Source organism: Ruegeria sp. AD6 (assembly GCF_056542325.1).
The window spans coordinates 168,166-188,224 of sequence record NZ_JBQFZQ010000001.1; the positions used below are offsets into that span (position 1 = coordinate 168,166).

Annotated in this window: 25 protein-coding genes; all 25 read left to right on the plus strand. The window is 59.5% G+C overall.

The genetic code is table 11. The features are described from left to right. Nucleotides 1-71: 71 nt before the first annotated feature. The 25 genes from ACR0KJ_RS00790 to nuoN all read left to right on the plus strand — a co-directional run bounded on the left by ACR0KJ_RS00790 (nucleotide 72) and on the right by nuoN (nucleotide 20,048). Nucleotides 72-923, plus strand: coding sequence for a hydroxymethylglutaryl-CoA lyase (locus ACR0KJ_RS00790; protein ID WP_480625742.1), 852 nt, complete (start codon nucleotides 72-74; stop codon nucleotides 921-923). Between the two features lies 1 nt (nucleotide 924). Beyond that, nucleotides 925-1,713: a crotonase/enoyl-CoA hydratase family protein gene (locus tag ACR0KJ_RS00795; RefSeq protein WP_480625743.1), complete on the plus strand. Its 789-nt coding sequence runs from the start codon at nucleotides 925-927 to the stop codon at nucleotides 1,711-1,713. A gap of 185 nt (nucleotides 1,714-1,898) precedes the next feature. Then, nucleotides 1,899-2,264: an NADH-quinone oxidoreductase subunit A gene (locus tag ACR0KJ_RS00800; protein ID WP_170451948.1), complete on the plus strand. Its 366-nt coding sequence runs from the start codon at nucleotides 1,899-1,901 to the stop codon at nucleotides 2,262-2,264. After that, entirely contained in the window at nucleotides 2,255-2,788 is a 534-nt protein-coding gene (locus tag ACR0KJ_RS00805) for a NuoB/complex I 20 kDa subunit family protein (protein ID WP_037307875.1), read from the plus strand. Before ACR0KJ_RS00800 ends, ACR0KJ_RS00805 begins: the two co-directional genes overlap by 10 nt. 12 nt (nucleotides 2,789-2,800) lie before the next feature. Next, entirely contained in the window at nucleotides 2,801-3,406 is a 606-nt protein-coding gene (locus ACR0KJ_RS00810) for an NADH-quinone oxidoreductase subunit C (RefSeq protein WP_170451946.1), read from the plus strand. Further along, entirely contained in the window at nucleotides 3,406-3,579 is a 174-nt protein-coding gene (locus ACR0KJ_RS00815) for a hypothetical protein (protein WP_170451944.1), read from the plus strand. The genes ACR0KJ_RS00810 and ACR0KJ_RS00815 overlap by 1 nt, the downstream gene beginning before the upstream one ends. Before the next feature lies 1 nt (nucleotide 3,580). After that, nucleotides 3,581-3,709, plus strand: a complete 129-nt coding sequence (locus ACR0KJ_RS00820) for a hypothetical protein (RefSeq protein WP_480582129.1) — start codon at nucleotides 3,581-3,583, stop codon at nucleotides 3,707-3,709. Beyond that, nucleotides 3,709-4,932, plus strand: a complete 1,224-nt coding sequence (locus tag ACR0KJ_RS00825) for an NADH-quinone oxidoreductase subunit D (protein ID WP_170523552.1) — start codon at nucleotides 3,709-3,711, stop codon at nucleotides 4,930-4,932. The genes ACR0KJ_RS00820 and ACR0KJ_RS00825 overlap by 1 nt, the downstream gene beginning before the upstream one ends. Further along, entirely contained in the window at nucleotides 4,929-5,240 is a 312-nt protein-coding gene (locus ACR0KJ_RS00830) for a hypothetical protein (protein WP_480625744.1), read from the plus strand. Before ACR0KJ_RS00825 ends, ACR0KJ_RS00830 begins: the two co-directional genes overlap by 4 nt. Before the next feature lie 10 nt (nucleotides 5,241-5,250). Then, entirely contained in the window at nucleotides 5,251-6,384 is a 1,134-nt protein-coding gene (nuoE, locus tag ACR0KJ_RS00835) for an NADH-quinone oxidoreductase subunit NuoE (RefSeq protein WP_480625745.1), read from the plus strand. 33 nt (nucleotides 6,385-6,417) lie between these two features. Continuing rightward, complete coding sequence (locus tag ACR0KJ_RS00840; RefSeq protein WP_170451938.1) at nucleotides 6,418-6,645, plus strand: DUF5337 domain-containing protein; 228 nt, start codon at nucleotides 6,418-6,420, stop codon at nucleotides 6,643-6,645. A gap of 6 nt (nucleotides 6,646-6,651) precedes the next feature. Then, nucleotides 6,652-7,950 carry an NADH-quinone oxidoreductase subunit NuoF gene (gene nuoF, locus ACR0KJ_RS00845; protein WP_480625746.1) on the plus strand — a complete coding sequence of 433 codons (1,299 nt, stop codon included), beginning with the start codon at nucleotides 6,652-6,654 and terminating at the stop codon, nucleotides 7,948-7,950. 5 nt (nucleotides 7,951-7,955) lie between these two features. Then, nucleotides 7,956-8,372 (plus strand): MAPEG family protein, encoded by a 417-nt coding sequence (locus tag ACR0KJ_RS00850; RefSeq protein ID WP_170451934.1) that lies wholly within the window; start codon nucleotides 7,956-7,958, stop codon nucleotides 8,370-8,372. 5 nt (nucleotides 8,373-8,377) lie between these two features. Next, the gene (locus ACR0KJ_RS00855; protein ID WP_170523558.1) at nucleotides 8,378-8,761 is read left to right on the plus strand and encodes a hypothetical protein; all 384 of its coding nucleotides are present in this window, start codon (nucleotides 8,378-8,380) and stop codon (nucleotides 8,759-8,761) included. Between the two features lie 98 nt (nucleotides 8,762-8,859). Beyond that, nucleotides 8,860-9,264 carry a DUF5333 domain-containing protein gene (locus ACR0KJ_RS00860; protein WP_170451932.1) on the plus strand — a complete coding sequence of 135 codons (405 nt, stop codon included), beginning with the start codon at nucleotides 8,860-8,862 and terminating at the stop codon, nucleotides 9,262-9,264. A gap of 3 nt (nucleotides 9,265-9,267) precedes the next feature. Next, entirely contained in the window at nucleotides 9,268-11,286 is a 2,019-nt protein-coding gene (gene nuoG, locus ACR0KJ_RS00865; protein ID WP_480625747.1) for an NADH-quinone oxidoreductase subunit NuoG, read from the plus strand. Nucleotides 11,287-11,481: 195 nt separating this feature from the next. Continuing rightward, a complete protein-coding gene (gene nuoH, locus ACR0KJ_RS00870) occupies nucleotides 11,482-12,519 on the plus strand; it encodes an NADH-quinone oxidoreductase subunit NuoH (RefSeq protein WP_170451928.1) in 1,038 nt (345 codons plus the stop codon). 1 nt (nucleotide 12,520) lies between these two features. Beyond that, nucleotides 12,521-13,015: an NADH-quinone oxidoreductase subunit NuoI gene (gene nuoI / locus ACR0KJ_RS00875; RefSeq protein ID WP_068347504.1), complete on the plus strand. Its 495-nt coding sequence runs from the start codon at nucleotides 12,521-12,523 to the stop codon at nucleotides 13,013-13,015. Beyond that, entirely contained in the window at nucleotides 13,012-13,422 is a 411-nt protein-coding gene (locus tag ACR0KJ_RS00880) for a carboxymuconolactone decarboxylase family protein (protein ID WP_480625748.1), read from the plus strand. The genes nuoI and ACR0KJ_RS00880 overlap by 4 nt, the downstream gene beginning before the upstream one ends. Beyond that, nucleotides 13,419-14,021 (plus strand): NADH-quinone oxidoreductase subunit J, encoded by a 603-nt coding sequence (locus tag ACR0KJ_RS00885; RefSeq protein WP_170451922.1) that lies wholly within the window; start codon nucleotides 13,419-13,421, stop codon nucleotides 14,019-14,021. Before ACR0KJ_RS00880 ends, ACR0KJ_RS00885 begins: the two co-directional genes overlap by 4 nt. Then, nucleotides 14,021-14,560, plus strand: a complete 540-nt coding sequence (locus ACR0KJ_RS00890; RefSeq protein WP_480582116.1) for a hypothetical protein — start codon at nucleotides 14,021-14,023, stop codon at nucleotides 14,558-14,560. Before ACR0KJ_RS00885 ends, ACR0KJ_RS00890 begins: the two co-directional genes overlap by 1 nt. Continuing rightward, a complete protein-coding gene (nuoK, locus tag ACR0KJ_RS00895) occupies nucleotides 14,557-14,862 on the plus strand; it encodes an NADH-quinone oxidoreductase subunit NuoK (protein WP_005984024.1) in 306 nt (101 codons plus the stop codon). Before ACR0KJ_RS00890 ends, nuoK begins: the two co-directional genes overlap by 4 nt. Nucleotides 14,863-14,868: 6 nt before the next feature. Next, a complete protein-coding gene (nuoL, locus tag ACR0KJ_RS00900) occupies nucleotides 14,869-17,046 on the plus strand; it encodes an NADH-quinone oxidoreductase subunit L (protein ID WP_480625749.1) in 2,178 nt (725 codons plus the stop codon). Next, a complete protein-coding gene (locus ACR0KJ_RS00905) occupies nucleotides 17,046-18,590 on the plus strand; it encodes an NADH-quinone oxidoreductase subunit M (protein ID WP_480625750.1) in 1,545 nt (514 codons plus the stop codon). Before nuoL ends, ACR0KJ_RS00905 begins: the two co-directional genes overlap by 1 nt. A 15-nt stretch (nucleotides 18,591-18,605) precedes the next feature. Next, nucleotides 18,606-20,048 carry an NADH-quinone oxidoreductase subunit NuoN gene (nuoN, locus tag ACR0KJ_RS00910; protein ID WP_480625751.1) on the plus strand — a complete coding sequence of 481 codons (1,443 nt, stop codon included), beginning with the start codon at nucleotides 18,606-18,608 and terminating at the stop codon, nucleotides 20,046-20,048. Nucleotides 20,049-20,059 lie beyond the last annotated feature (11 nt).

A 20,059-nucleotide genomic window follows, 5' to 3' on the forward strand; every position in this document is an offset into this window, starting at 1 on the left:
GTCGGGCACGCGGCGTGGCACAGTCGGGCCATCCGTATTTGAAACGAGAAGAAGCCAGAGAGGGCGAAGGAATGGGTGAGCGCGTCGAAATCTTTGAAGTGGGGCCACGGGACGGGCTGCAGAACGAAAAGCGCGACATCCCGGTCGCCGAGAAAATCGCCTTGGTCGATTGCCTGTCCGATGCCGGGTTCAACAGGATCGAGGTGGCCAGTTTTGTGTCGCCCAAATGGGTGCCGCAAATGGCAGGCAGCGCCGAGGTTCTGGCCGGTATCCGCCGGGCCGACGGCCTGCGTTATGCCGCACTGACGCCGAACTTGCGGGGATACGAGGATGCTCTGGCCGCCGGTGCGGATGAGATCGCGGTTTTTGCCTCGGCGTCCGAGGGATTTTCGAAGGCCAATATCAACGCCACGATTGCCGAGTCGATTGAGCGGTTCGCGCCGATTCTGGATGCAGCACGCCATATCGACCTGCCGGTGCGTAGCTATGTCTCATGCGTGACCGACTGCCCGTATGACGGACCGACCCCGCCGGAAAAAGTGGCCGAGGTTGCGGATCTTCTGTTCTCGCATGGCTGTTACGAGGTGTCTTTGGGGGACACAATCGGGCAGGGAACCCCGGACAAGATCGCGAGGATGCTGATGGCCGTGCGCGAACGTGTGCCGGTGACCCGTCTGGCCGGGCATTTTCACGACACGAACGGACGGGCGATTGACAATATCGACGCCTCGCTTTCGTTGGGGGTGCGGGTGTTTGACGCGGCCGTTGGCGGCCTTGGTGGGTGCCCCTACGCGCCCGGCGCCGCAGGCAATGTCGCGACCGAGGCCGTGGCAGCGCATCTGGAGCGATTGGGCTACGAAACCGGGTTGGATGCCGGAATTTTGGAAAAAGCGGCGCAGATGGCGCGCGCAATGAGGGGCTGAAATGTTCGACACCATAACCGTCACAACGGATGCGCGCGGCGTTGCGACTTTGAAATTGGATCGTGCCGAAAAACACAACGCCATGTCGGCGCAGATGATTGCGGAACTGACTCAGGCAGCTTCTGATTTGGGGCAGGACGCGTCCGTTCGGGTGGTGGTTCTGACCGGTGAGGGCAAATCGTTCTGCGCTGGAGGGGATTTGGGGTGGATGCAGGATCAGATGGCTGCGGATCCTGAAACGCGATTTGCCGAGGCGCGCAAGCTGGCTGAGATGTTGCAGGCGCTCAACACTTTGCCGAAACCTCTGATCGGTGCGTTGCAGGGTAACGCGTTCGGGGGCGGGGTCGGGTTGGCTGCTGTCTGCGACGTGGCGCTTGGCGTCGAGACGCTGAAAATGGGGCTGACGGAAACCAAGCTGGGCCTGATCCCGGCCACCATCGGCCCTTACGTGATCGCCCGCATGGGCGAGGCAAGGGCTCGGCGAGTCTTCATGTCTGCGCGCCTGTTTGACGCGACCGAGGCGGTGACGCTTGGCCTGTTGGCCAAGGTTGTACCTGCGGACGAGCTGGCGGACGCTGTTGAGGCTGAAGTACGCCCCTATCTGGCCTGCGCACCGGGGGCTGTCGCCTCGGCCAAGGCGCTTGTCAGGGATCTGGGGCCGAAAATCGACGAGCAGGTCATTGACCACACCATCAACGCGCTTGTCGCTCGCTGGGAAACCGATGAAGCGCTTGAAGGCATCGGCGCGTTTTTCGACAAACGCAAGCCTGCGTGGATCAACGAAGTTTGACTCTGAAACTCGAAGCGCACCAACAGGGGGGTGGCGAGGGTTTTCTTAGACCTGTCAAGCCCCTGAATGCCCCCCTGCGCGCTTGTGGTCGGTTGACCCTCTGATCCCGCAGGGATACAGAATATCCAGTCAACACGCCAATTGACGGCGCGCCTTGTCGGGGCCGCGCAAGAAAGGAGCCACTCGTGGAAGAGTTGTTGCGGGAATATCTCCCGATCCTGGTGTTTCTGGCCGTGGCCGTGGGCCTTGGAATCGTGCTGATTCTGGCGGCCGTCGTCCTTGCTGTCCGCAATCCCGATCCGGAAAAAGTCAGCGCATATGAATGTGGTTTCAACGCGTTCGACGACGCCCGGATGAAATTTGACGTTCGCTTCTATCTGGTCTCGATTCTCTTCATCATCTTCGACCTGGAAATCGCCTTTCTGTTTCCGTGGGCCGTTGGCTTCAAGGACATCAGTGATGTGGGGTTCTGGTCCATGATGGTGTTCCTGGCGGTGCTGACCATCGGCTTTGCCTATGAATGGAAGAAAGGGGCCCTGGAATGGGAGTGATGACGGGTGCAAACACCGCCGGCGTCGACAAAGAAGTCGCCACCCAGGCCCTGAATGCCGAATTGCAGGACAAAGGGTTCCTGCTGACCTCGACCGAAGACATCATCAACTGGGCCCGCACCGGTTCCTTGCACTGGATGACCTTTGGTCTGGCCTGCTGCGCGGTCGAGATGATGCACACCTCGATGCCGCGCTATGACGCCGAACGGTTCGGTATCGCCCCGCGCGCGTCGCCACGTCAGTCGGACGTGATGATCGTTGCAGGCACCCTGACCAACAAAATGGCCCCGGCGCTGCGCAAGGTTTACGACCAGATGCCCGAGCCGCGCTATGTGATCTCGATGGGCTCCTGCGCCAATGGCGGGGGGTACTATCACTATTCGTACTCGGTGGTGCGCGGCTGTGACCGTATCGTCCCGGTGGACATTTACGTCCCCGGCTGCCCGCCAACTGCCGAGGCGCTGCTATACGGTCTGATGCAGTTGCAACGCAAAATCCGCCGCACCGGCACGATTGTACGCTGAGGGAGAGGGCAGATGAGCGAAGCACTCAAGGAACTTGGCGCGCAACTTGAACTGAAGCGGTCCGACTGCGTGCTGTCGTGGGACGTCACCCATGGTGAGTTGAACGTCGATGTCGCTCCGTCGAGCCTTGTTGAGTTCATCGAGTTTCTGCGCAGCGACCGCAACTGTCAGTTCTCGACCCTTGTGGATATTACCGGCGTTGATTACCCCGAACGGGCCAAGCGCTTTGATGTTGTCTATCACTTCCTGTCGATGTACCAGAACCAGCGCATTCGCCTGCGGGTCTCGATCCGCGAGGAGGACATGGTACCCTCGATTGTCGACGTGCACCCCTCGGCCAACTGGTTCGAGCGTGAGGTGTTCGACATGTTCGGCATCCTGTTCTCGGGCCACCCCGACCTGCGGCGTATCCTGACCGACTATGGGTTCCGAGGTTATCCGCTGCGCAAGGATTTCCCGACAACCGGCTATACCGAGGTGCGCTATGACGAGGCGCAAAAGCGCGTGGTCTACGAACCCGTGTCGCTGGTGCAGGAATACCGTCAGTTTGATTTCATGTCCCCGTGGGAAGGTGCGAATTACATCTTGCCGGGGGATGAGAAACAGGAGGCCGAGTGATGGGTGGTATCTGGTGGTTGATCCTTTCCGCGCTGACCATCATCCCGATGGTCAAGATACTGCCGTTCTTCGGGATCAACAAAGTCTGGTGCCTGCTCTGTCTCGTCCCATTTGGCACGATTGCCCTGCTCTGGTGGGTCGGGATCAAGCTACAGGAATTGGAGCGCCGCTGAGATGATGCTGGGGGAACTGATCGCATTAGGGGCGCTGGGCGTTCTTCTGGCCGGGGCCGCCGCCAAGGCCGCCGAGGCGGAAAAGGTCCGGGTCCGGGCTGAGGCGAAAAAGAAGAAACGGGGGCGTTGATGGACGGCTCAAGATACGATGACGGCAGCACGGACGCGCTGAGCGGAGAACAGAAGATCCGCAACTTCAACATTAACTTCGGCCCGCAACACCCTGCGGCGCACGGGGTTCTGCGTTTGGTACTTGAGCTGGACGGAGAGATCGTCGAACGCTGCGATCCGCATATCGGCCTGCTGCACCGTGGTACCGAAAAGCTGATGGAAAGCCGGACCTATCTGCAGAACCTGCCGTATTTCGACCGTCTGGATTATGTCGCGCCAATGAATCAGGAACATGCCTGGTGTCTGGCGATTGAAAAGCTGACCGGGGTCGAAGTGCCGCGCCGTGGGTCCCTGATCCGGGTTCTGTATTCCGAGATCGGACGCATCCTGAACCACCTGTTGAACGTGACCACGCAGGCGATGGACGTGGGTGCGCTGACCCCGCCTCTGTGGGGGTTCGAGGAACGCGAAAAGCTGATGGTGTTTTATGAGCGTGCCTGCGGTGCCCGCCTGCACGCCGCCTATTTCCGCCCCGGTGGTGTGCATCAGGACCTGCCGCCCGAGTTGCTTGATGATATCGAGGCATGGAGCCATGAGTTCCCCTCAGTTCTCGACGACATTGACGGTCTGCTGACCGAGAACCGCATCTTCAAGCAACGCAACGCCGACATTGGTGTCGTGACCGAGGATGACATCCAGAAATACGGCTTCTCGGGCGTGATGGTGCGCGGGTCGGGTCTGGCATGGGACCTGCGCCGCGCGCAGCCCTATGAATGCTATGACGAGTTCGAGTTCCAGATCCCTGTCGGCAAGAACGGCGACTGCTATGACCGCTATCTGGTGCGGATGGAAGAGATGCGCCAGTCGCTGCTGATCATCCGTCAGGCCATCGCCAAAATCCGCGAATGCCCCGGCGACGTTCTGGCCCGCGGCAAGATCACCCCGCCGAAACGCTCGGACATGAAGACCTCGATGGAAAGCCTGATCCATCACTTCAAACTGTATACCGAAGGCTTCCACGTCCCCGCAGGCGAAGTCTACGCCGCCGTTGAGGCCCCCAAGGGTGAGTTCGGCGTCTATCTGGTTGCCGATGGCACCAACAAACCCTACCGCGCCAAACTGCGCGCGCCGGGGTTCTTGCATCTGCAAGCCATGGACCACGTTGCCGGAGGGCACCAACTGGCCGACGTCGCCGCGATTATCGGGACGATGGATGTGGTGTTTGGGGAGATTGATCGGTGAAGTCGCTTATCTTCGCTCTTTCAGCTTTTGCGCTTCCCGGGCCGGTGTTGGCCCAAGCGTTGGTTGGCGAAAGCGACTATGTTCACTTGTCCGATCTCGCCAATGCGAGTTTTGAGCCCTTCGCGACAAGTGGTCAGAACGGGGCCAGCTTCGGGATGAAGAAAGGCTCGGACATGTATTTTTGTTTCAGCGCGGATCGAGAGGAGTTTGCTGCGGTCCGGCGTGAGAAACTGAGCGCAGAAGTGCGCGATGAATCGCCTGATCGAAAGGTGCCCAACATATTTGTTGCGTGCGTCGCGATGCAGTAGGACCGGACCAATGCTTAGACGTCTTCACCCCGAACAACCCGAAAGCTTCGCCTTTACTGCTGCCAACCAGCAATGGGCCGAAGCGCAGATCACCAAATACCCCGAGGGGCGTCAGGCCAGCGCGGTGATCCCTCTGCTGTGGCGCGCGCAAGAGCAGGAAGGGTGGCTGTCCCGTCCGGCGATTGAATACGTCGCTGAGATGCTGGGCATGGCCTATATCCGCGTGCTTGAGGTTGCCTCGTTCTACTTCATGTTCCAACTGCAACCGGTTGGGTCGGTCGCGCATATTCAGGTGTGTGGCACGACGTCGTGCATGATCTGCGGGGCCGAGGATCTGATCGCGGTCTGCAAGGAAAAGATTGCCGCCAAGCCGCATGAACTATCCGCCGATGGCAAGCTGAGCTGGGAAGAGGTGGAATGCCTTGGATCCTGTGCGAATGCTCCGATGGCTCAGATCGGTAAGGACTATTACGAAGACCTGACGACTGAAAGCTTTGGCAAGATCATCGACGATCTGGCCGCTGGCAAAGTACCGACGCCGGGCCCGCAGAACGGGCGCTATGCGGCGGAACCGCTGAGCGGGCTGACCAGCCTGACCGAACATGACGCCGGGAAACCTGCGCAGAATGCCTCGGTCGCTTTGGCGACCGGTCTGGGCGATACCGTCAAGCGCATCGACGGGACCGAGGTTCCGATCCTGACGCCGTGGCTGGACAAGGATGGCAAACAGGCCGGTGCCTCGGCTGCGGCGAAACCGCCTAAGGCTCCTGAACCGGCGAAACCTGCGGTGAAACAGGCGGAAGAAGCCAAGGCCAAGCCTGCGCCCGAAGAGGCAAAGGAAGATCAGCCCAGAACACTGCCCGAGGCGCGCGGGGGCTTGCCCGACGACCTCAAACTGCTGAAGGGCGTAGGGCCGAAACTGGAAGAGAAACTGAACGATCTGGGCTTTTTCCACTATGATCAGATCGCCTCGTGGACGCCCGAGCATGTGGCCTGGGTCGATGCCCGGCTGAAGTTCAAAGGCCGGATCGAGCGGGACGGCTGGATCGAACAGGCGGCCAAGCTTGCGGTGGGTGATGAAACCGAATTCGCCAAACGTGCCAAAGAAGAAGGCACGTATGATGAGCAGACAGACGAAGACTAAATGACGGGTGCCCATTCGGGGCATCGAGGTGAGATGGACAAGGACAAGGAACTGGCCATAGCCCGTAAGGGCCGTCACATCGGCATCGTCATCGCGGTGACGATGGCGTTCTGGCTTGCCATGAACCTGTTCATCGGCCCTGCCATGGAACTGACCGCGCGCCATGCGCTGCTGTTCGACCTCGCCGCGCTGGCCGGATTTATCTATGCGGGCGTCAACATTTTTCAACTCTGGCGCATGCGTCAGGATAGCCAAGGGTAACACGCGATGCTGAAGGATCAGGACCGGATCTTTACCAACATCTACGGGATGCACGAGCGTACGCTGCGCGGCGCGCAGGCGCGTGGGCATTGGGACGGCACCGCTGGCCTGATCGAGAAGGGCCGGGACTGGATCATCCAGACGATGAAGGATTCAGGGCTGCGCGGTCGCGGTGGTGCGGGCTTTCCGACCGGGTTGAAATGGTCTTTCATGCCCAAGGAAAGCGATGGACGTCCGTCTTATCTGGTTGTAAACGCAGATGAATCCGAGCCGGGCACCTGCAAGGATCGCGAGATCATGCGCCATGATCCGCACACGCTGATCGAAGGCTGCCTGATCGCCTCATTCGCGATGAACGCGCATACCTGCTATATCTACCTGCGCGGCGAATATATCCGCGAGCGTGAGGCGTTGCAGGCCGCGATTGACGAAGCTTACGATGCGGGTCTGCTGGGCAAGAACGCGGCTGGCTCGGGCTGGGATTTCGATCTGTTCCTGCATCACGGGGCCGGGGCCTATATCTGCGGCGAGGAAACCGCCCTGATCGAAAGCCTTGAAGGCAAGAAGGGCATGCCACGGATGAAACCTCCGTTCCCGGCGGGGGCGGGGCTTTATGGCTGCCCGACGACGGTGAACAACGTGGAATCGATTGCCGTTGTGCCGACCATTCTGCGCCGGGGTGCCGACTGGTTCGCGGGTTTTGGCCGCCAGAACAACGCGGGCACCAAGCTGTTTGCGATCTCGGGTCACGTGAACAACCCCTGCGTTGTTGAAGAGGCGATGTCGATATCCTTCGAAGAATTGATCGAGACCCATTGCGGTGGCATTCGCGGCGGTTGGGACAATCTGCTGGCGGTGATCCCCGGCGGCTCGTCCGTGCCATGCGTGCGCGGTGAGAACATGCGCGATGCGATCATGGATTTCGACTATTTGCGGGGTGAGTTGGGTTCGGGTCTGGGTACTGCTGCGGTGATCGTGATGGACAAGTCCACCGACATCGTAAAGGCGATCTGGCGGCTGTCGAAATTCTACAAGCACGAAAGCTGTGGTCAGTGTACGCCCTGCCGTGAAGGCACCGGCTGGATGATGCGGGTGATGGACCGTCTGGTGCGGGGCGAGGCCGAATTGGAAGAGATCGACATGCTGTTTGACGTGACCAAACAGGTCGAAGGGCACACGATCTGCGCCCTAGGCGACGCGGCGGCCTGGCCGATCCAGGGCCTGATCCGCAACTTCCGGGATGAGATCGAAGACCGCATCAAGGCCCAGAAATCGGGTCGCACCAGTGCGATAGCTGCGGAGTAAGTCGAATGGAAGGTTTTGCCGAATACGCTCATGCCCTGGCCTCGCTGGTGATCTTCACGCTGGTTGTGTTGTTGCTTGCACCGTTCAGCGCCATGGCCAAGCAGAACAAGGGTCTGGCACCGGGCGCCACGCCCGAACAAGACTATGCGGACCGGGCCTATCGTCTGAACCGGGCCTATTTGAACGGCACGGAAACACTGCCCGCTTTTGTCATCGTTGTCGTGACCGCGATTTTGCTGGGGGTCAGCCCGTTTTGGGTCAACCTGTTGGCGTCGATTGCGCTGGTCGCCCGGCTTGTGATGCTGGGGGTTCACATTCGGGGCGTTGGTAAACCGCATTCGGGTGTGCGCTCGGTTCTGTATGTGCTGGCCTGGGCTTGCATGTTTGTTATTGGGGTTATGGCTTTGGTGGCTGCACTGTGATGGGAATGAGTTATAGAAATCAAAGGTTTGCGAAAGCAAGCCGGGCCACGACATGCCTGACCATCGCGACTTTGGCGTTGCTGACGGCTTGCAGCACGATCACGACATCCCGAAGTGACCGGGTTTTGTTCGAAGGCAATTACTTCAGAACCAAGGCCAAAGCCGTCGATAAGAAAAGGGCACCGACCGAGTTCACCATCGTCGTCAACGGTGTATCAGCTTCCCTGAACGGCGCGCGTGAGGCCGGGCGGTATGAAGGGATCAAATACTGCGTGCAGAATTTCGGCTCATCCCGCATCGCGTGGAAGGTGGGGCCGGATACGGATCCGCAGCAGCTGCGGATTGACAACGACAAGCTGGCCTTTGCAGGAACCTGCCAAAGACCATGACGCGCGTTCTTGCATATCACGGCATGTCGCCGCGTCTGCTATCGCATAGCAGATCGGCGGGTTTTTGTTTTGGTGCACCCAAAACAAAAGGATCAATCATGTCTGTTGCAAAAACTCTGGCAGTGGCCGCGCTGATGACCGTGCCGGGCGCGGTTCAGGCCAAACCTCCGCTAAGCGATGTCGCTGAGATCGACAACGAGCTTTATTATATCGCCATCGCAAACGAGATCTCCGAATACTGCCCCTCGATCAGCGGGCGGCGTCTGAAAGCGATTGGCGTGATGTGGGGGCTGCGGTCCAAAGCCAATGAACTGGGGTATTCGGACACGGAAATCCGGGCTTACGTCGAATCGGATGCCGAAAAGGACCGGATGCGCGCCAAGGGCGAGGCGTATCTGGCGCAGAACGGTGTCTCGTATGACAAACCAAATTCATTCTGCACGCTGGGGCGGGCGGAAATCGAAAGAAACAGCGCCATTGGCGTGTATTTGAGGGCGAACTAGACCATGTCTGACCTTCGGAAAGTGAATATCGACGGACAGGAGATTGAAGTCGATGGTTCGATGACCCTGATCCAGGCCTGTGAAGAGGCCGGGATCGAGATTCCACGGTTTTGCTATCACGAACGCCTCTCGATCGCCGGGAATTGCCGCATGTGTCTGGTTGAGGTCGTGGGCGGCCCGCCGAAGCCTGCCGCATCCTGTGCCATGCAGGTGCGTGACCTGCGTCCGGGGCCGGAAGGGCAGGCACCGCAAGTCAAGACGAACTCTCCCATGGTCAAGAAGGCCCGCGAAGGGGTGATGGAGTTCCTGCTGATCAACCACCCGCTGGATTGCCCGATTTGCGATCAGGGCGGCGAATGTGACCTGCAGGATCAGGCCATGGCCTACGGCGTATCCGGTTCGCGCTTTAAAGAGGCCAAGCGGGCAGTGGACGATCTGGATTTGGGTCCGCTGGTCGGTACCGCGATGACCCGCTGTATCAGTTGTACCCGCTGCGTGCGCTTCACGACCGAGGTCGCCGGGATCACCCAGATGGGCCAGACCGGGCGGGGCGAGGATGCCGAGATCACCTCGTATCTGAACCAGACGCTCGACTCGAACATGCAGGGCAATATCATCGACCTGTGCCCGGTGGGCGCACTGACCTCGAAACCCTACGCCTTTACCGCCCGCCCTTGGGAACTGACGAAGACCGAAAGCATCGATGTGATGGATGCTCTGGGTTCGAACATCCGGGTGGACACCAAAGGGCGCGAAGTGATGCGCTTCCTGCCACGCAACCATGATGGCGTGAATGAGGAATGGATCAGCGACAAGACCCGTTTCGTCTGGGACGGTCTGCGGCGTCAGCGGCTGGACAAGCCCTATGTGCGTGAAAACGGCAAGCTGCGCCCGGCTTCATGGCCTGAGGCGCTGACCAAAGCGGCCGGGGCGATGAAGGGCAAGAAGGTTGCGGCGCTGGTCGGTGATCTTGTTCCGGTCGAGGCGGCTTTCGCGTTGAAGCAACTGGTCGAAGGTCTGGACGGCAATATTGAATGCCGTGTGGACAATGCGCGCCTGCCTGCTGGCAACCGGTCGGGTTATGTCGGCACGGCGTCGATCGAAGATGTTGATGATGCGAAATATATCCTGCTGATCGGGGCCAACCCGCGTGACGAAGCACCGGTTTTGAATGCACGCATCCGAAAGGCGTGGCTGAACGGGGCCAAGATTGCCAATATCGGACCGCAGGCTGATCTGACCTATGACGTTTTCCAGATGGGCGAGGGGCGGGATGCGCTGGCCGATCTGCAAAAGCACGAATTCGACGACATTCTGGAAAAGCCCTCGGTGATCATCGTCGGCATGGGTGCGCTGCGCGAAGCGGACGGCGCTGCGGTGCTTGGGCACGCCATGCAGGCAGCCGCGCGGACCAATGGTAAGCTGATGATCCTGCACACCGCTGCCGCCCGTGTTGGTGCAATGGATGTTGGCGCTGTGACGGAAGGCGGGCTTGAGGCTGCATTCGAAGGGGCCGAGGTGATCTATAACCTGGGCGCGGATGAGGTCGAGATCGATGATGGGGCCTTTGTGATCTACCAAGGTAGCCATGGCGACCGGGGCGCGCATCGTGCCGACGTGATCCTGCCGGGCGCGGCCTATACCGAGGAAAACGGGCTGTTCGTGAATACCGAAGGCCGCCCGCAACTGGCGATGCGCGCCGGGTTCGCGCCGGGGGACGCCAAAGAGAACTGGGCCATCCTGCGCGCCTTGTCGGCCGAATTGGGGGCGACACTGCCCTATGACTCGCTGGCGCAACTGCGCACTGCACTGATCGAGGCGGTTCCGCATCTGGCCCGCATCGACGAGGTGATCGAGAACGAATTTCAACCGCTCGAGGCAGGCCCCCTGGGCCAAGCCAGCTTCCGCCACGCGATCCAGGATTTCTACCTGACCAACCCAATCGCCCGCGCCTCGCAACTGATGGCCGAGCTGTCGGCGCAAGCGCAGGCGCGCAAGGCCGAAAAGATCGCTGCGGAATGAACCAGAGCTGTTTCATATCGCCAACTAGCGCGGCTGCTATTCGGCAGGTCACCGCGCGGGATGTGAATGTGGAACCAAAGAAAAAGGGTAGCGCGAGGGCGGCGGATGCTGTTTACACCTACGCGCCGACCCAGCTGCTGCCTCGCGACTATCGTGACGCAGGCGGAAAACGGAATACCCACGGTGTGAGGACCAATGGCTGAATTCTTTAACACCCCAGGCGGAATAGCCATCATTATACTGGCGCAAGTGCTTGCCGTTGTTGCCTTTGTGATGATTTCGCTGTTGTTCCTTGTTTATGGTGACCGCAAGATCTGGGCTGCTGTCCAGATGCGTCGCGGCCCGAACGTTGTCGGTGCATACGGCTTGCTGCAATCGGTGGCGGACGCGCTGAAATATGTGGTGAAGGAGGTTGTCATTCCTGCGGGTGCCGACCGTACGGTGTTCATACTCGCGCCGCTGACATCCTTCGTGCTGGCGATGATCGCCTGGGCGGTGATCCCGTTCAACGACGGTTGGGTCCTGTCGGATATCAACGTCGCCATTCTGTACGTCTTTGCCGTCTCCTCACTTGAGGTTTATGGCGTGATCATGGGCGGTTGGGCGTCGAACTCAAAGTACCCGTTCCTTGGGTCGCTGCGCTCAGCCGCGCAGATGATTTCCTACGAGGTCTCGATCGGCCTGATCATCATCGGCATCATCATCTCGACCGGTTCGATGAATTTCGGCGACATCGTGCGCGCGCAGGACGGCTCGTTCGGGTTCTTTAGCTGGTACTGGCTGCCGCATTTCCCGATGGTTTTCCTGTTCTTCATCTCGGCACTGGCCGAGACCAACCGCCCCCCGTTTGACCTGCCCGAGGCGGAATCGGAACTGGTTGCCGGTTATCAGGTCGAATACTCGGCCACGCCCTTCCTGCTGTTCATGGCCGGTGAATACATCGCCATCTTCCTGATGTGCGCCCTGACCTCGCTGCTGTTCTTCGGCGGCTGGCTGTCCCCGATCCCGGGCCTACCCGATGGCGTGCTGTGGATGGTGGCCAAGATGGCGTTCTTCTTCTTCATCTTCGCAATGGTCAAGGCGATCACGCCCCGCTACCGCTATGACCAGCTGATGCGGTTGGGCTGGAAAGTGTTCCTGCCGTTCTCGCTGGTCTGGGTGGTCTTTGTGGCCTTCGCGGCAAAATTCGACTGGTTCTGGGGCGCGTTCGCCCGTTGGAGCGTAGGAGGCTGATATGGCAAACATCGACTACACCCGCGCTGCCAAGTATTTCCTGCTGCAGGACTTCTGGGTCGGCATGAAGCTGGGTTTGAAGTATTTCTTCGCCCCCAAGGCCACCGTGAACTATCCGCATGAAAAGGGCCCTCTGTCCCCGCGCTTCCGGGGCGAACACGCGCTGCGCCGTTATCCGAACGGCGAAGAACGCTGCATCGCCTGCAAACTCTGCGAGGCGATCTGCCCGGCGCAAGCCATCACCATCGACGCCGAACCACGCGAGGACGGCTCTCGCCGTACGACACGGTACGACATCGACATGACCAAGTGCATCTATTGCGGCTTCTGCCAGGAAGCCTGCCCGGTCGATGCAATCGTCGAAGGCCCGAACTTCGAATTCGCCACGGAAACTCGGGAAGAGCTGTTCTACGACAAGGAAAAACTCCTGTCGAACGGCGAACGCTGGGAGGCCGAGATCGCCCGCAATCTGGAACTGGACGCGCCGTACCGATGACTGACAGCCCGACAAATCCGTTCGAGCTGATGATGAAGCAGGCTCAGGACATGGCCAGGGCGATGAACCCGGCGATGGAGAAATTCTCGCCCAAGGGGTTCGAGGCGCTGTGGCCGACCATGCCGAAAGAGGTCATGGAGATGATGTTCGGCAATACCGTCAACAAGGACGGGCTGGATGCCAGGACCCGCCTGCTGCTGACGCTGGCCGGGCTGACCTGTCAGGGCGCACAGGCGGATTCAGCGGTGCGCCAGACCGTGCGCCACGCGCTGGAGGCGGGTGCTAAGAAACAAGAGATCGTGGAAACGATCGGTCAGATGTCGGTCTTTGCCGGCATCCCGGCCATGACCCGCGCGCTGGATCTGGCGCAAGAAGTCATGGGCGACAACGAGGATGAGGATCAATGACCGTCTTTGCCTTCTACCTGTTTGCCATCAGCGCCATAACCGGCGGGTTGTTCACTGTGATCAGCCGTCAGCCGGTGCATTCGGTGCTGTGGCTGATCCTGTCCTTCCTGTCGGCGGCGGGGCTGTTCGTGCTGCTGGGGGCCGAGTTCGTGGCGATGCTGCTGATCATCGTCTATGTGGGCGCAGTCGCGGTTCTGTTTCTGTTCGTGGTGATGATGCTGGACGTGGATTTTGCCGAGCTGAAGGCCGAGATGGCCCGCTATATGCCGCTGGCCCTACTGATCGGTCTGGTCATTCTGATGCAGTTCGTCATGGCCTTCGGCGCATGGGAAAGCGCGCAGGGTGCCGCCGCCAATCTGGCGCAGCCGGTCCCGGCGGACCGCCACAATACCGAGGCACTGGGTGTCATCCTGTATGATCAATATTTCCTTCTGTTCCAGCTTGCGGGCCTGATCCTGCTGGTGGCCATGATCGGTGCCATCGTTCTGACACTGCGCCACCGTCAGGACATCAAGCGTCAAGACATCATCGGCCAGATGATGCGCGACCCGGCCAAGGCGATGGAGTTGAAGGACGTGAAACCGGGGCAGGGGTTGTGATGCGTGAAGTATTCATAGCATTTGCTTTTGTTGTGTCTGCTGGAAGCGCCTTTGCTTGCAGCCTTGAAGAAGACCCTACTTGGAGAGATCAACCAGTTTCGGTGGCACCTGATGGGAGCTTTCAGCACGCTGAAGACTATAAGCACCATAAGTTATACGGTGGAAAGATCGTTGATTTAGGCGGCAAGCGAGTTGCTCAACGAGTCACCCTTACGACCTCATGCGGTGGTATTTTCGAAAGGCTTTTGTTTGCGGACTGCCATCGAGCAGAAGTTGTGTCGATCTTGGGAGCTGAAAACCTTGATCAGCCCAACGGATGGCGTGATGAACTCGTGGATCTGATACAAGTCCCCATTGGAGCTATAGACGTGCGAGAAATTACATCTGCGGCTGAACTGGTATCGATAGCTTACGAGAACGACTACAAAGTTTCTCTTAGTGTTGAGCAACAAATCGCAAACATGAAGCGCCGCAACCGTTATGACCCATTCAACGGCTGCAAAATCTACTACCCAGAGTCCCGAGGAGCAGGTCTATGATCGGACTTGAACACTATCTTACGGTCGCGGCGACGCTGTTCGTCATCGGCATCTTCGGTCTCTTCCTGAACCGCAAGAACGTCATCATCCTGCTGATGAGCATCGAACTGATGCTGCTGGCGGTGAATATCAACCTCGTGGCGTTTTCCAGCTTCCTTGGCGATCTGGTCGGGCAGGTGTTTACGCTGTTCGTGCTGACCGTTGCGGCGGCCGAGGCGGCAATCGGGCTGGCCATTCTGGTCTGCTTCTTCCGCAACCGCGGCACCATCGCGGTTGAAGACGTCAATATGATGAAGGGGTAAGAGAATATGGAAACCACCATCCTCTTTGCCCCGCTGGTGGGCGCGCTGCTCTGCGGGTTTGGCTGGCGCTTTATTGGCGAAAAGGCCGCCATGTGGACCGCCACGGGTCTGCTGTTCCTCGCCTGTCTGCTGTCATGGATCGTCTTCCTGACCTTCGATGGCCAGACCCAGCAGATCGAAATCCTGCGCTGGATCGAAAGCGGCTCGCTGTCGACAAGCTGGGCCATCCGTCTGGACCGTCTGACCGCGATCATGCTGATTGTGGTGACGACGGTCTCGGCGCTCGTGCACCTCTATTCCTTCGGCTATATGGACCATGACCCGCAATGGCGTGAGGGTGAGAGCTATAAGCCGCGTTTCTTTGCCTATCTGTCCTTCTTCACCTTTGCCATGCTGATGCTGGTGACGGCGGACAATCTGGTGCAGATGTTCTTTGGCTGGGAAGGCGTGGGCGTCGCGTCCTACCTGTTGATCGGGTTCTATTACCGCAAATCCAGCGCCAATGCGGCGGCGATGAAGGCGTTTATCGTCAACCGTGTCGGTGATTTCGGCTTTGCGCTGGGGATCTTCGCGATCTTCTTCCTGACCGACAGCATCAATTTCTCGGACGTGTTTGCCTCGGCCCCGACGCTGGCCGAAACGCAACTGACCTTCCTGTGGGGGGAGTGGACAGCGATTGAGGTGATCTGCGTCCTGCTGTTCATCGGCGCGATGGGGAAATCGGCGCAGTTGATCCTGCACACCTGGTTGCCCGACGCGATGGAAGGCCCGACGCCTGTGTCAGCCCTGATCCACGCTGCGACCATGGTGACGGCGGGCGTGTTCCTGGTCTGCCGCATGTCGCCGTTGATGGAGTTCGCGCCGGGTGCGACTGCGTTCATCACCTTCCTTGGGGCTTCGACCGCGTTTTTTGCGGCGACCGTGGGGCTGGTGCAGACCGACATCAAGCGCGTCATCGCCTATTCGACCTGTTCGCAGCTGGGCTATATGTTCGTGGCGGCTGGTGTCGGCATGTATTCGGCGGCGATGTTCCACCTGCTGACGCACGCCTTCTTCAAGGCGCTGTTGTTTCTTGGTGCGGGTTCGGTGATCCACGCCATGCATCATGAGCAGGAGATGACCGAATACGGCGGGTTGCGGAAGAAGATCCCCTATACCTTCTGGGCGATGATGATCGGAACGCTGGCGATCACCGGTGTGGGGATCCCGCTGACCACGTTCGGCTTTGCCGGGTTCCTGTCCAAGGACGCCATCATCGAAAGCGCCTTTGCCGGTGGAACGGGCTATGCCTTCTGGATGCTGGTGATTGCCGCTGTCTTTACCTCGTTCTACAGCTGGCGTCTGATCTTTCTGACCTTCTATGGTGAGCCGCGCGGCGACAAGCACACGCATGACCACGCCCATGAAAGTCCGATGACCATGCTGATCCCGCTTGGCGCGCTGTCTATAGGGGCCGTCTTTGCCGGGATGATCTGGTATAGCAACTTCTTTGGCCATACCGATAAGGTTGGCAAGTTCTATGGCATCCCCGTAGCCGAAGCATCCGAACACGCCGAAGGGCATGATGATGCGACTCATGCCGAGCACGTCGCCGACGGCACCGCTGATGCGCATCATGGGGACGAAGGCCACGCGGATGACGCACATGCAGATGAGAGTCATGCGGATGGCAGCCATGGAGAGAAAGACGCCCACGGCGGCGACCATCACTACGTGTTTGCGGGTGAGCCGGGCGAGGGCGCGTTGTATATAGCACCCGACAATACCGTGCTGGACGATGCCCATGCGGTTCCGAAATGGGTCAAGGTCTCGCCCTTCGTGGCGATGCTGCTGGGCTTTGTCGTGGCCTATTGGTTCTACATCGTGAACACCACGCTGCCCGCGCGGCTGGCTGCAAACCAGCGCCCGTTGTACCTGTTCCTGCTGAACAAATGGTATTTTGACGAGATCTATGATGCGGTCTTTGTCAAACCTACCGTGGCCCTTGGCCGGTTCCTTTGGAAGCGCGGTGACGGCAATACAATCGACGGTTTCCTGAACGGAGTAGCCATGGGCGTTGTTCCCTTCTTCACCCGCCTCGCAGGCAAGGCGCAGACCGGGTACATCTTCACCTATGCCTTCTGGATGGTGCTGGGCATCGCGGCCCTTGTGACCTGGATGTCGATCGGCGGAGGGGCGCAGTAATGGACAATATCCTTTCCATCGTTACCTTCATCCCGGCCATCGCAGCGGGCATTCTGGCTCTGTTCTTGCACGGCAACGACGCGGCGGCGCAACGCAATGCCAAATGGGTCGCCCTGCTGGCGACCACGGTGACCTTCCTTGTCTCGATCGGCATCTACACCGGCTTTGACCCCAACGACACCGGCTTCCAGATGGTGGAAGAGGGTGAATGGCTGCTGGGCCTGAAATACAAGATGGGCGTGGACGGGATCAGCGTTCTGTTCGTGCTGCTGACCACATTCATCATGCCACTGACCATTCTGGCCAGCTGGCAGGTGACGGACCGCGTCAAGGAATACATGGTGGCCTTCCTGCTGCTGGAAACGCTGATGCTGGGCGTGTTCATGGCGCTGGATCTGGTGCTGTTCTACCTGTTCTTCGAGGCAGGCCTGATCCCGATGTTCCTGATCATCGGCATCTGGGGCGGCAAGGACCGTATCTATGCCAGCTTCAAGTTCTTTCTCTACACCTTCCTCGGCTCGGTGCTGATGCTGGTGGCGATGGTGGCGATGTATGCCGATGCGGGCACCACGGATATCGAGGCGCTGATGACCCATCAGTTCTCCTCCGAAGGGTTCAGCGTGTTGGGCGTCTACATCGTCGGCGGTATGCAGACGCTGATGTTCCTGGCTTTCTTTGCCTCGTTCGCAGTGAAGATGCCGATGTGGCCGGTGCACACCTGGTTGCCAGATGCGCACGTGCAGGCACCAACGGCGGGTTCGGTCGTGCTGGCGGCGATCCTGTTGAAAATGGGCGGCTATGGCTTCCTGCGGTTCAGCCTGCCGATGTTCCCGGTGGGGTCAGCGGTGATGACCGATCTGGTGCTGTGGATGTCGGCGATTGCTGTCGTCTACACCTCGCTGGTGGCGCTGGTGCAGAAGGATATGAAGAAGCTGATCGCTTACTCTTCGGTCGCGCATATGGGTTTTGTGACCATGGGGATTTTTGCGGCGAACCAGCAGGGCATTGATGGCGCGATCTTCCAGATGCTCAGCCACGGGTTCATTTCGGCCGCGCTGTTCCTTTGCGTCGGCGTGATATATGACCGGATGCATACCCGCGATATCGAGGCTTACGGAGGTCTGGTGATCCGAATGCCCGCCTATGCATTGGTCTTCATGCTGTTCACCATGGCCAATGTCGGCCTGCCGGGGACGTCAGGCTTTATCGGAGAGTTCCTGACCCTGATGGGCGCCTTCCAGGTCAACACGTGGGTGACGGCCGTGGCCGCGACCGGTGTGATCTTCTCGGCTGGCTATGCGCTGTGGCTGTACCGCCGGGTGGTGTTTGGCGATCTGATCAAGGAAAGCCTCAAGGCGATGACGGACATGAGCTCGCGCGAGCGGCTGATCTTCGCGCCGCTGATCGTGATGACCATCCTGCTGGGCGTCTACCCATCGCTGGTCACGGATGTGATCGGCAACTCGACCGCCGCGCTGATTTCGAACTATGACACGGCTCTGGCCGCGGCTGAGGCTGCGACCCAGACGGCCGCCTCGCATTAAGGAGGCTTTGGAGACATGATCCAGGCTGATCTGACAATAATCCTGCCGGAAATCGTTCTGGCCGTATATGCGATGGTGGCCCTGATCGGGGCCGTTTATACGACGAAAGACGGGCTGGCGCCGGTTCTGGTCTGGGCCACCGCTGGCCTGATGGCGCTGTTGGCAATCTGGATTGCCACCAATGGTGACGGCACCAACGTGGCCTTCAACGGCATGTTCGTCGATGACGGCTTTGCCCGCTTTGCCAAGGTTGCGATCCTGCTATCCGCCGCCGCCGTTCTGGTCATGAGCCAGGAATACATGGCCCGCCGGGGCCTGCTGCGCTTTGAGTATCCGTTGCTGGTGGCCCTGGCCGCTGTGGGCATGATGATGATGGTCAGCGCAGGCGATCTGATGTCGCTGTATATGGGGCTGGAGTTGCAATCCCTGGCCCTTTATGTCGTGGCCGCGCTGCGCCGCGACAGTGCGAAATCGACCGAGGCCGGATTGAAGTATTTCGTGCTGGGCGCGCTCAGCTCGGGCCTTCTGCTATATGGTGCGTCGCTGGTTTATGGCTTCACCGGAACCACCCTGTTTTCGGGCATCATCGCGACTGTACAGGCCGGAGATGTCTCGGTTGGCCTGCTGTTTGGTCTGATCTTCCTGATCTCGGGTTTGGCCTTCAAGGTCTCGTCGGTGCCTTTCCATATGTGGACGCCGGACGTGTACGAGGGCTCTCCGACCCCGATTACCGCGTTCTTTGCAACCGCGCCGAAAGTGGCGGCGATGGCCCTGTTCGCGCGGCTGCTGCATGACGCATTCGGCGGTATCGTGAAAGACTGGCAACAGGTGATCGTGCTGCTGTCTGTGCTGTCGATGCTGCTGGGTGCGGTCGCCGCCATTGGGCAGCGTGACATCAAGCGCCTGATGGCGTTTTCGTCGATTGCGCATATGGGCTATGCGCTGATCGGTCTGGCCGCAGGGACCGAGTTGGGCATCAAGGCGATGCTGATGTATCTGGCCATTTACGTGACCATGAATATCGGCACCTTCGCCTTCATCCTGATGATGGAACGTGATGGCAAACCCGTCACCGACATTGATGCGTTGCGCCAGTATTCCAGGCATGATCCGGGTAAGGCGCTGGCGGTTCTGATCCTGATGTTCAGCCTTGCGGGCGTGCCGCCGATGCTTGGGTTCTTCGCCAAGTTCGGTGTCTGGCAAGCGGGCGTCAGCGCGGGTCTGACGGGTCTGGTCATCGTCTCGGCCATCGCCTCGGTCATCGGTGCGTTCTATTACCTGCGGATCGTGTTCTACATGTATTTCGGGGCCGAGAACGAGGAACCGATCGAAACGCGGTCATCGCCCGTTTTGTGGGTCGCCCTGATGGGATCGGCAGCCCTGATGCTGATCGGCGTATTCTATCAGTTCGGTGTCGAGGGCGCAGCGGCGGCTGCGGCAGCCACGCTTGTCAACTGATCGTCTAGAAC

Bases quoted from the DNA above. Each gene is read 5' to 3' on its own strand.
- ACR0KJ_RS00905 (WP_480625750.1), top strand. From the start codon at position 17,046: ATGGACAATATCCTTTCCATCGTTACCTTCATCCCGGCCATCGCAGCG.
- nuoG (WP_480625747.1), top strand. From the start codon at position 9,268: ATGTCTGACCTTCGGAAAGTGAATATCGACGGACAGGAGATTGAAGTC.
- ACR0KJ_RS00885 (WP_170451922.1), top strand. From the start codon at position 13,419: ATGACCGTCTTTGCCTTCTACCTGTTTGCCATCAGCGCCATAACCGGC.
- ACR0KJ_RS00890 (WP_480582116.1), top strand. From the start codon at position 14,021: ATGCGTGAAGTATTCATAGCATTTGCTTTTGTTGTGTCTGCTGGAAGC.
- nuoF (WP_480625746.1), top strand. From the start codon at position 6,652: ATGCTGAAGGATCAGGACCGGATCTTTACCAACATCTACGGGATGCAC.
- ACR0KJ_RS00815 (WP_170451944.1), top strand. From the start codon at position 3,406: ATGGGTGGTATCTGGTGGTTGATCCTTTCCGCGCTGACCATCATCCCG.
- ACR0KJ_RS00810 (WP_170451946.1), top strand. From the start codon at position 2,801: ATGAGCGAAGCACTCAAGGAACTTGGCGCGCAACTTGAACTGAAGCGG.
- nuoE (WP_480625745.1), top strand. From the start codon at position 5,251: ATGCTTAGACGTCTTCACCCCGAACAACCCGAAAGCTTCGCCTTTACT.
- ACR0KJ_RS00795 (WP_480625743.1), top strand. From the start codon at position 925: ATGTTCGACACCATAACCGTCACAACGGATGCGCGCGGCGTTGCGACT.
- nuoN (WP_480625751.1), top strand. From the start codon at position 18,606: ATGATCCAGGCTGATCTGACAATAATCCTGCCGGAAATCGTTCTGGCC.
- ACR0KJ_RS00790 (WP_480625742.1), top strand. From the start codon at position 72: ATGGGTGAGCGCGTCGAAATCTTTGAAGTGGGGCCACGGGACGGGCTG.
- nuoH (WP_170451928.1), top strand. From the start codon at position 11,482: ATGGCTGAATTCTTTAACACCCCAGGCGGAATAGCCATCATTATACTG.
- ACR0KJ_RS00820 (WP_480582129.1), top strand. From the start codon at position 3,581: ATGATGCTGGGGGAACTGATCGCATTAGGGGCGCTGGGCGTTCTTCTG.
- nuoK (WP_005984024.1), top strand. From the start codon at position 14,557: ATGATCGGACTTGAACACTATCTTACGGTCGCGGCGACGCTGTTCGTC.
- ACR0KJ_RS00825 (WP_170523552.1), top strand. From the start codon at position 3,709: ATGGACGGCTCAAGATACGATGACGGCAGCACGGACGCGCTGAGCGGA.
- ACR0KJ_RS00840 (WP_170451938.1), top strand. From the start codon at position 6,418: ATGGACAAGGACAAGGAACTGGCCATAGCCCGTAAGGGCCGTCACATC.
- ACR0KJ_RS00860 (WP_170451932.1), top strand. From the start codon at position 8,860: ATGTCTGTTGCAAAAACTCTGGCAGTGGCCGCGCTGATGACCGTGCCG.
- ACR0KJ_RS00805 (WP_037307875.1), top strand. From the start codon at position 2,255: ATGGGAGTGATGACGGGTGCAAACACCGCCGGCGTCGACAAAGAAGTC.
- ACR0KJ_RS00855 (WP_170523558.1), top strand. From the start codon at position 8,378: ATGAGTTATAGAAATCAAAGGTTTGCGAAAGCAAGCCGGGCCACGACA.
- ACR0KJ_RS00880 (WP_480625748.1), top strand. From the start codon at position 13,012: ATGACTGACAGCCCGACAAATCCGTTCGAGCTGATGATGAAGCAGGCT.
- ACR0KJ_RS00850 (WP_170451934.1), top strand. From the start codon at position 7,956: ATGGAAGGTTTTGCCGAATACGCTCATGCCCTGGCCTCGCTGGTGATC.
- nuoI (WP_068347504.1), top strand. From the start codon at position 12,521: ATGGCAAACATCGACTACACCCGCGCTGCCAAGTATTTCCTGCTGCAG.
- nuoL (WP_480625749.1), top strand. From the start codon at position 14,869: ATGGAAACCACCATCCTCTTTGCCCCGCTGGTGGGCGCGCTGCTCTGC.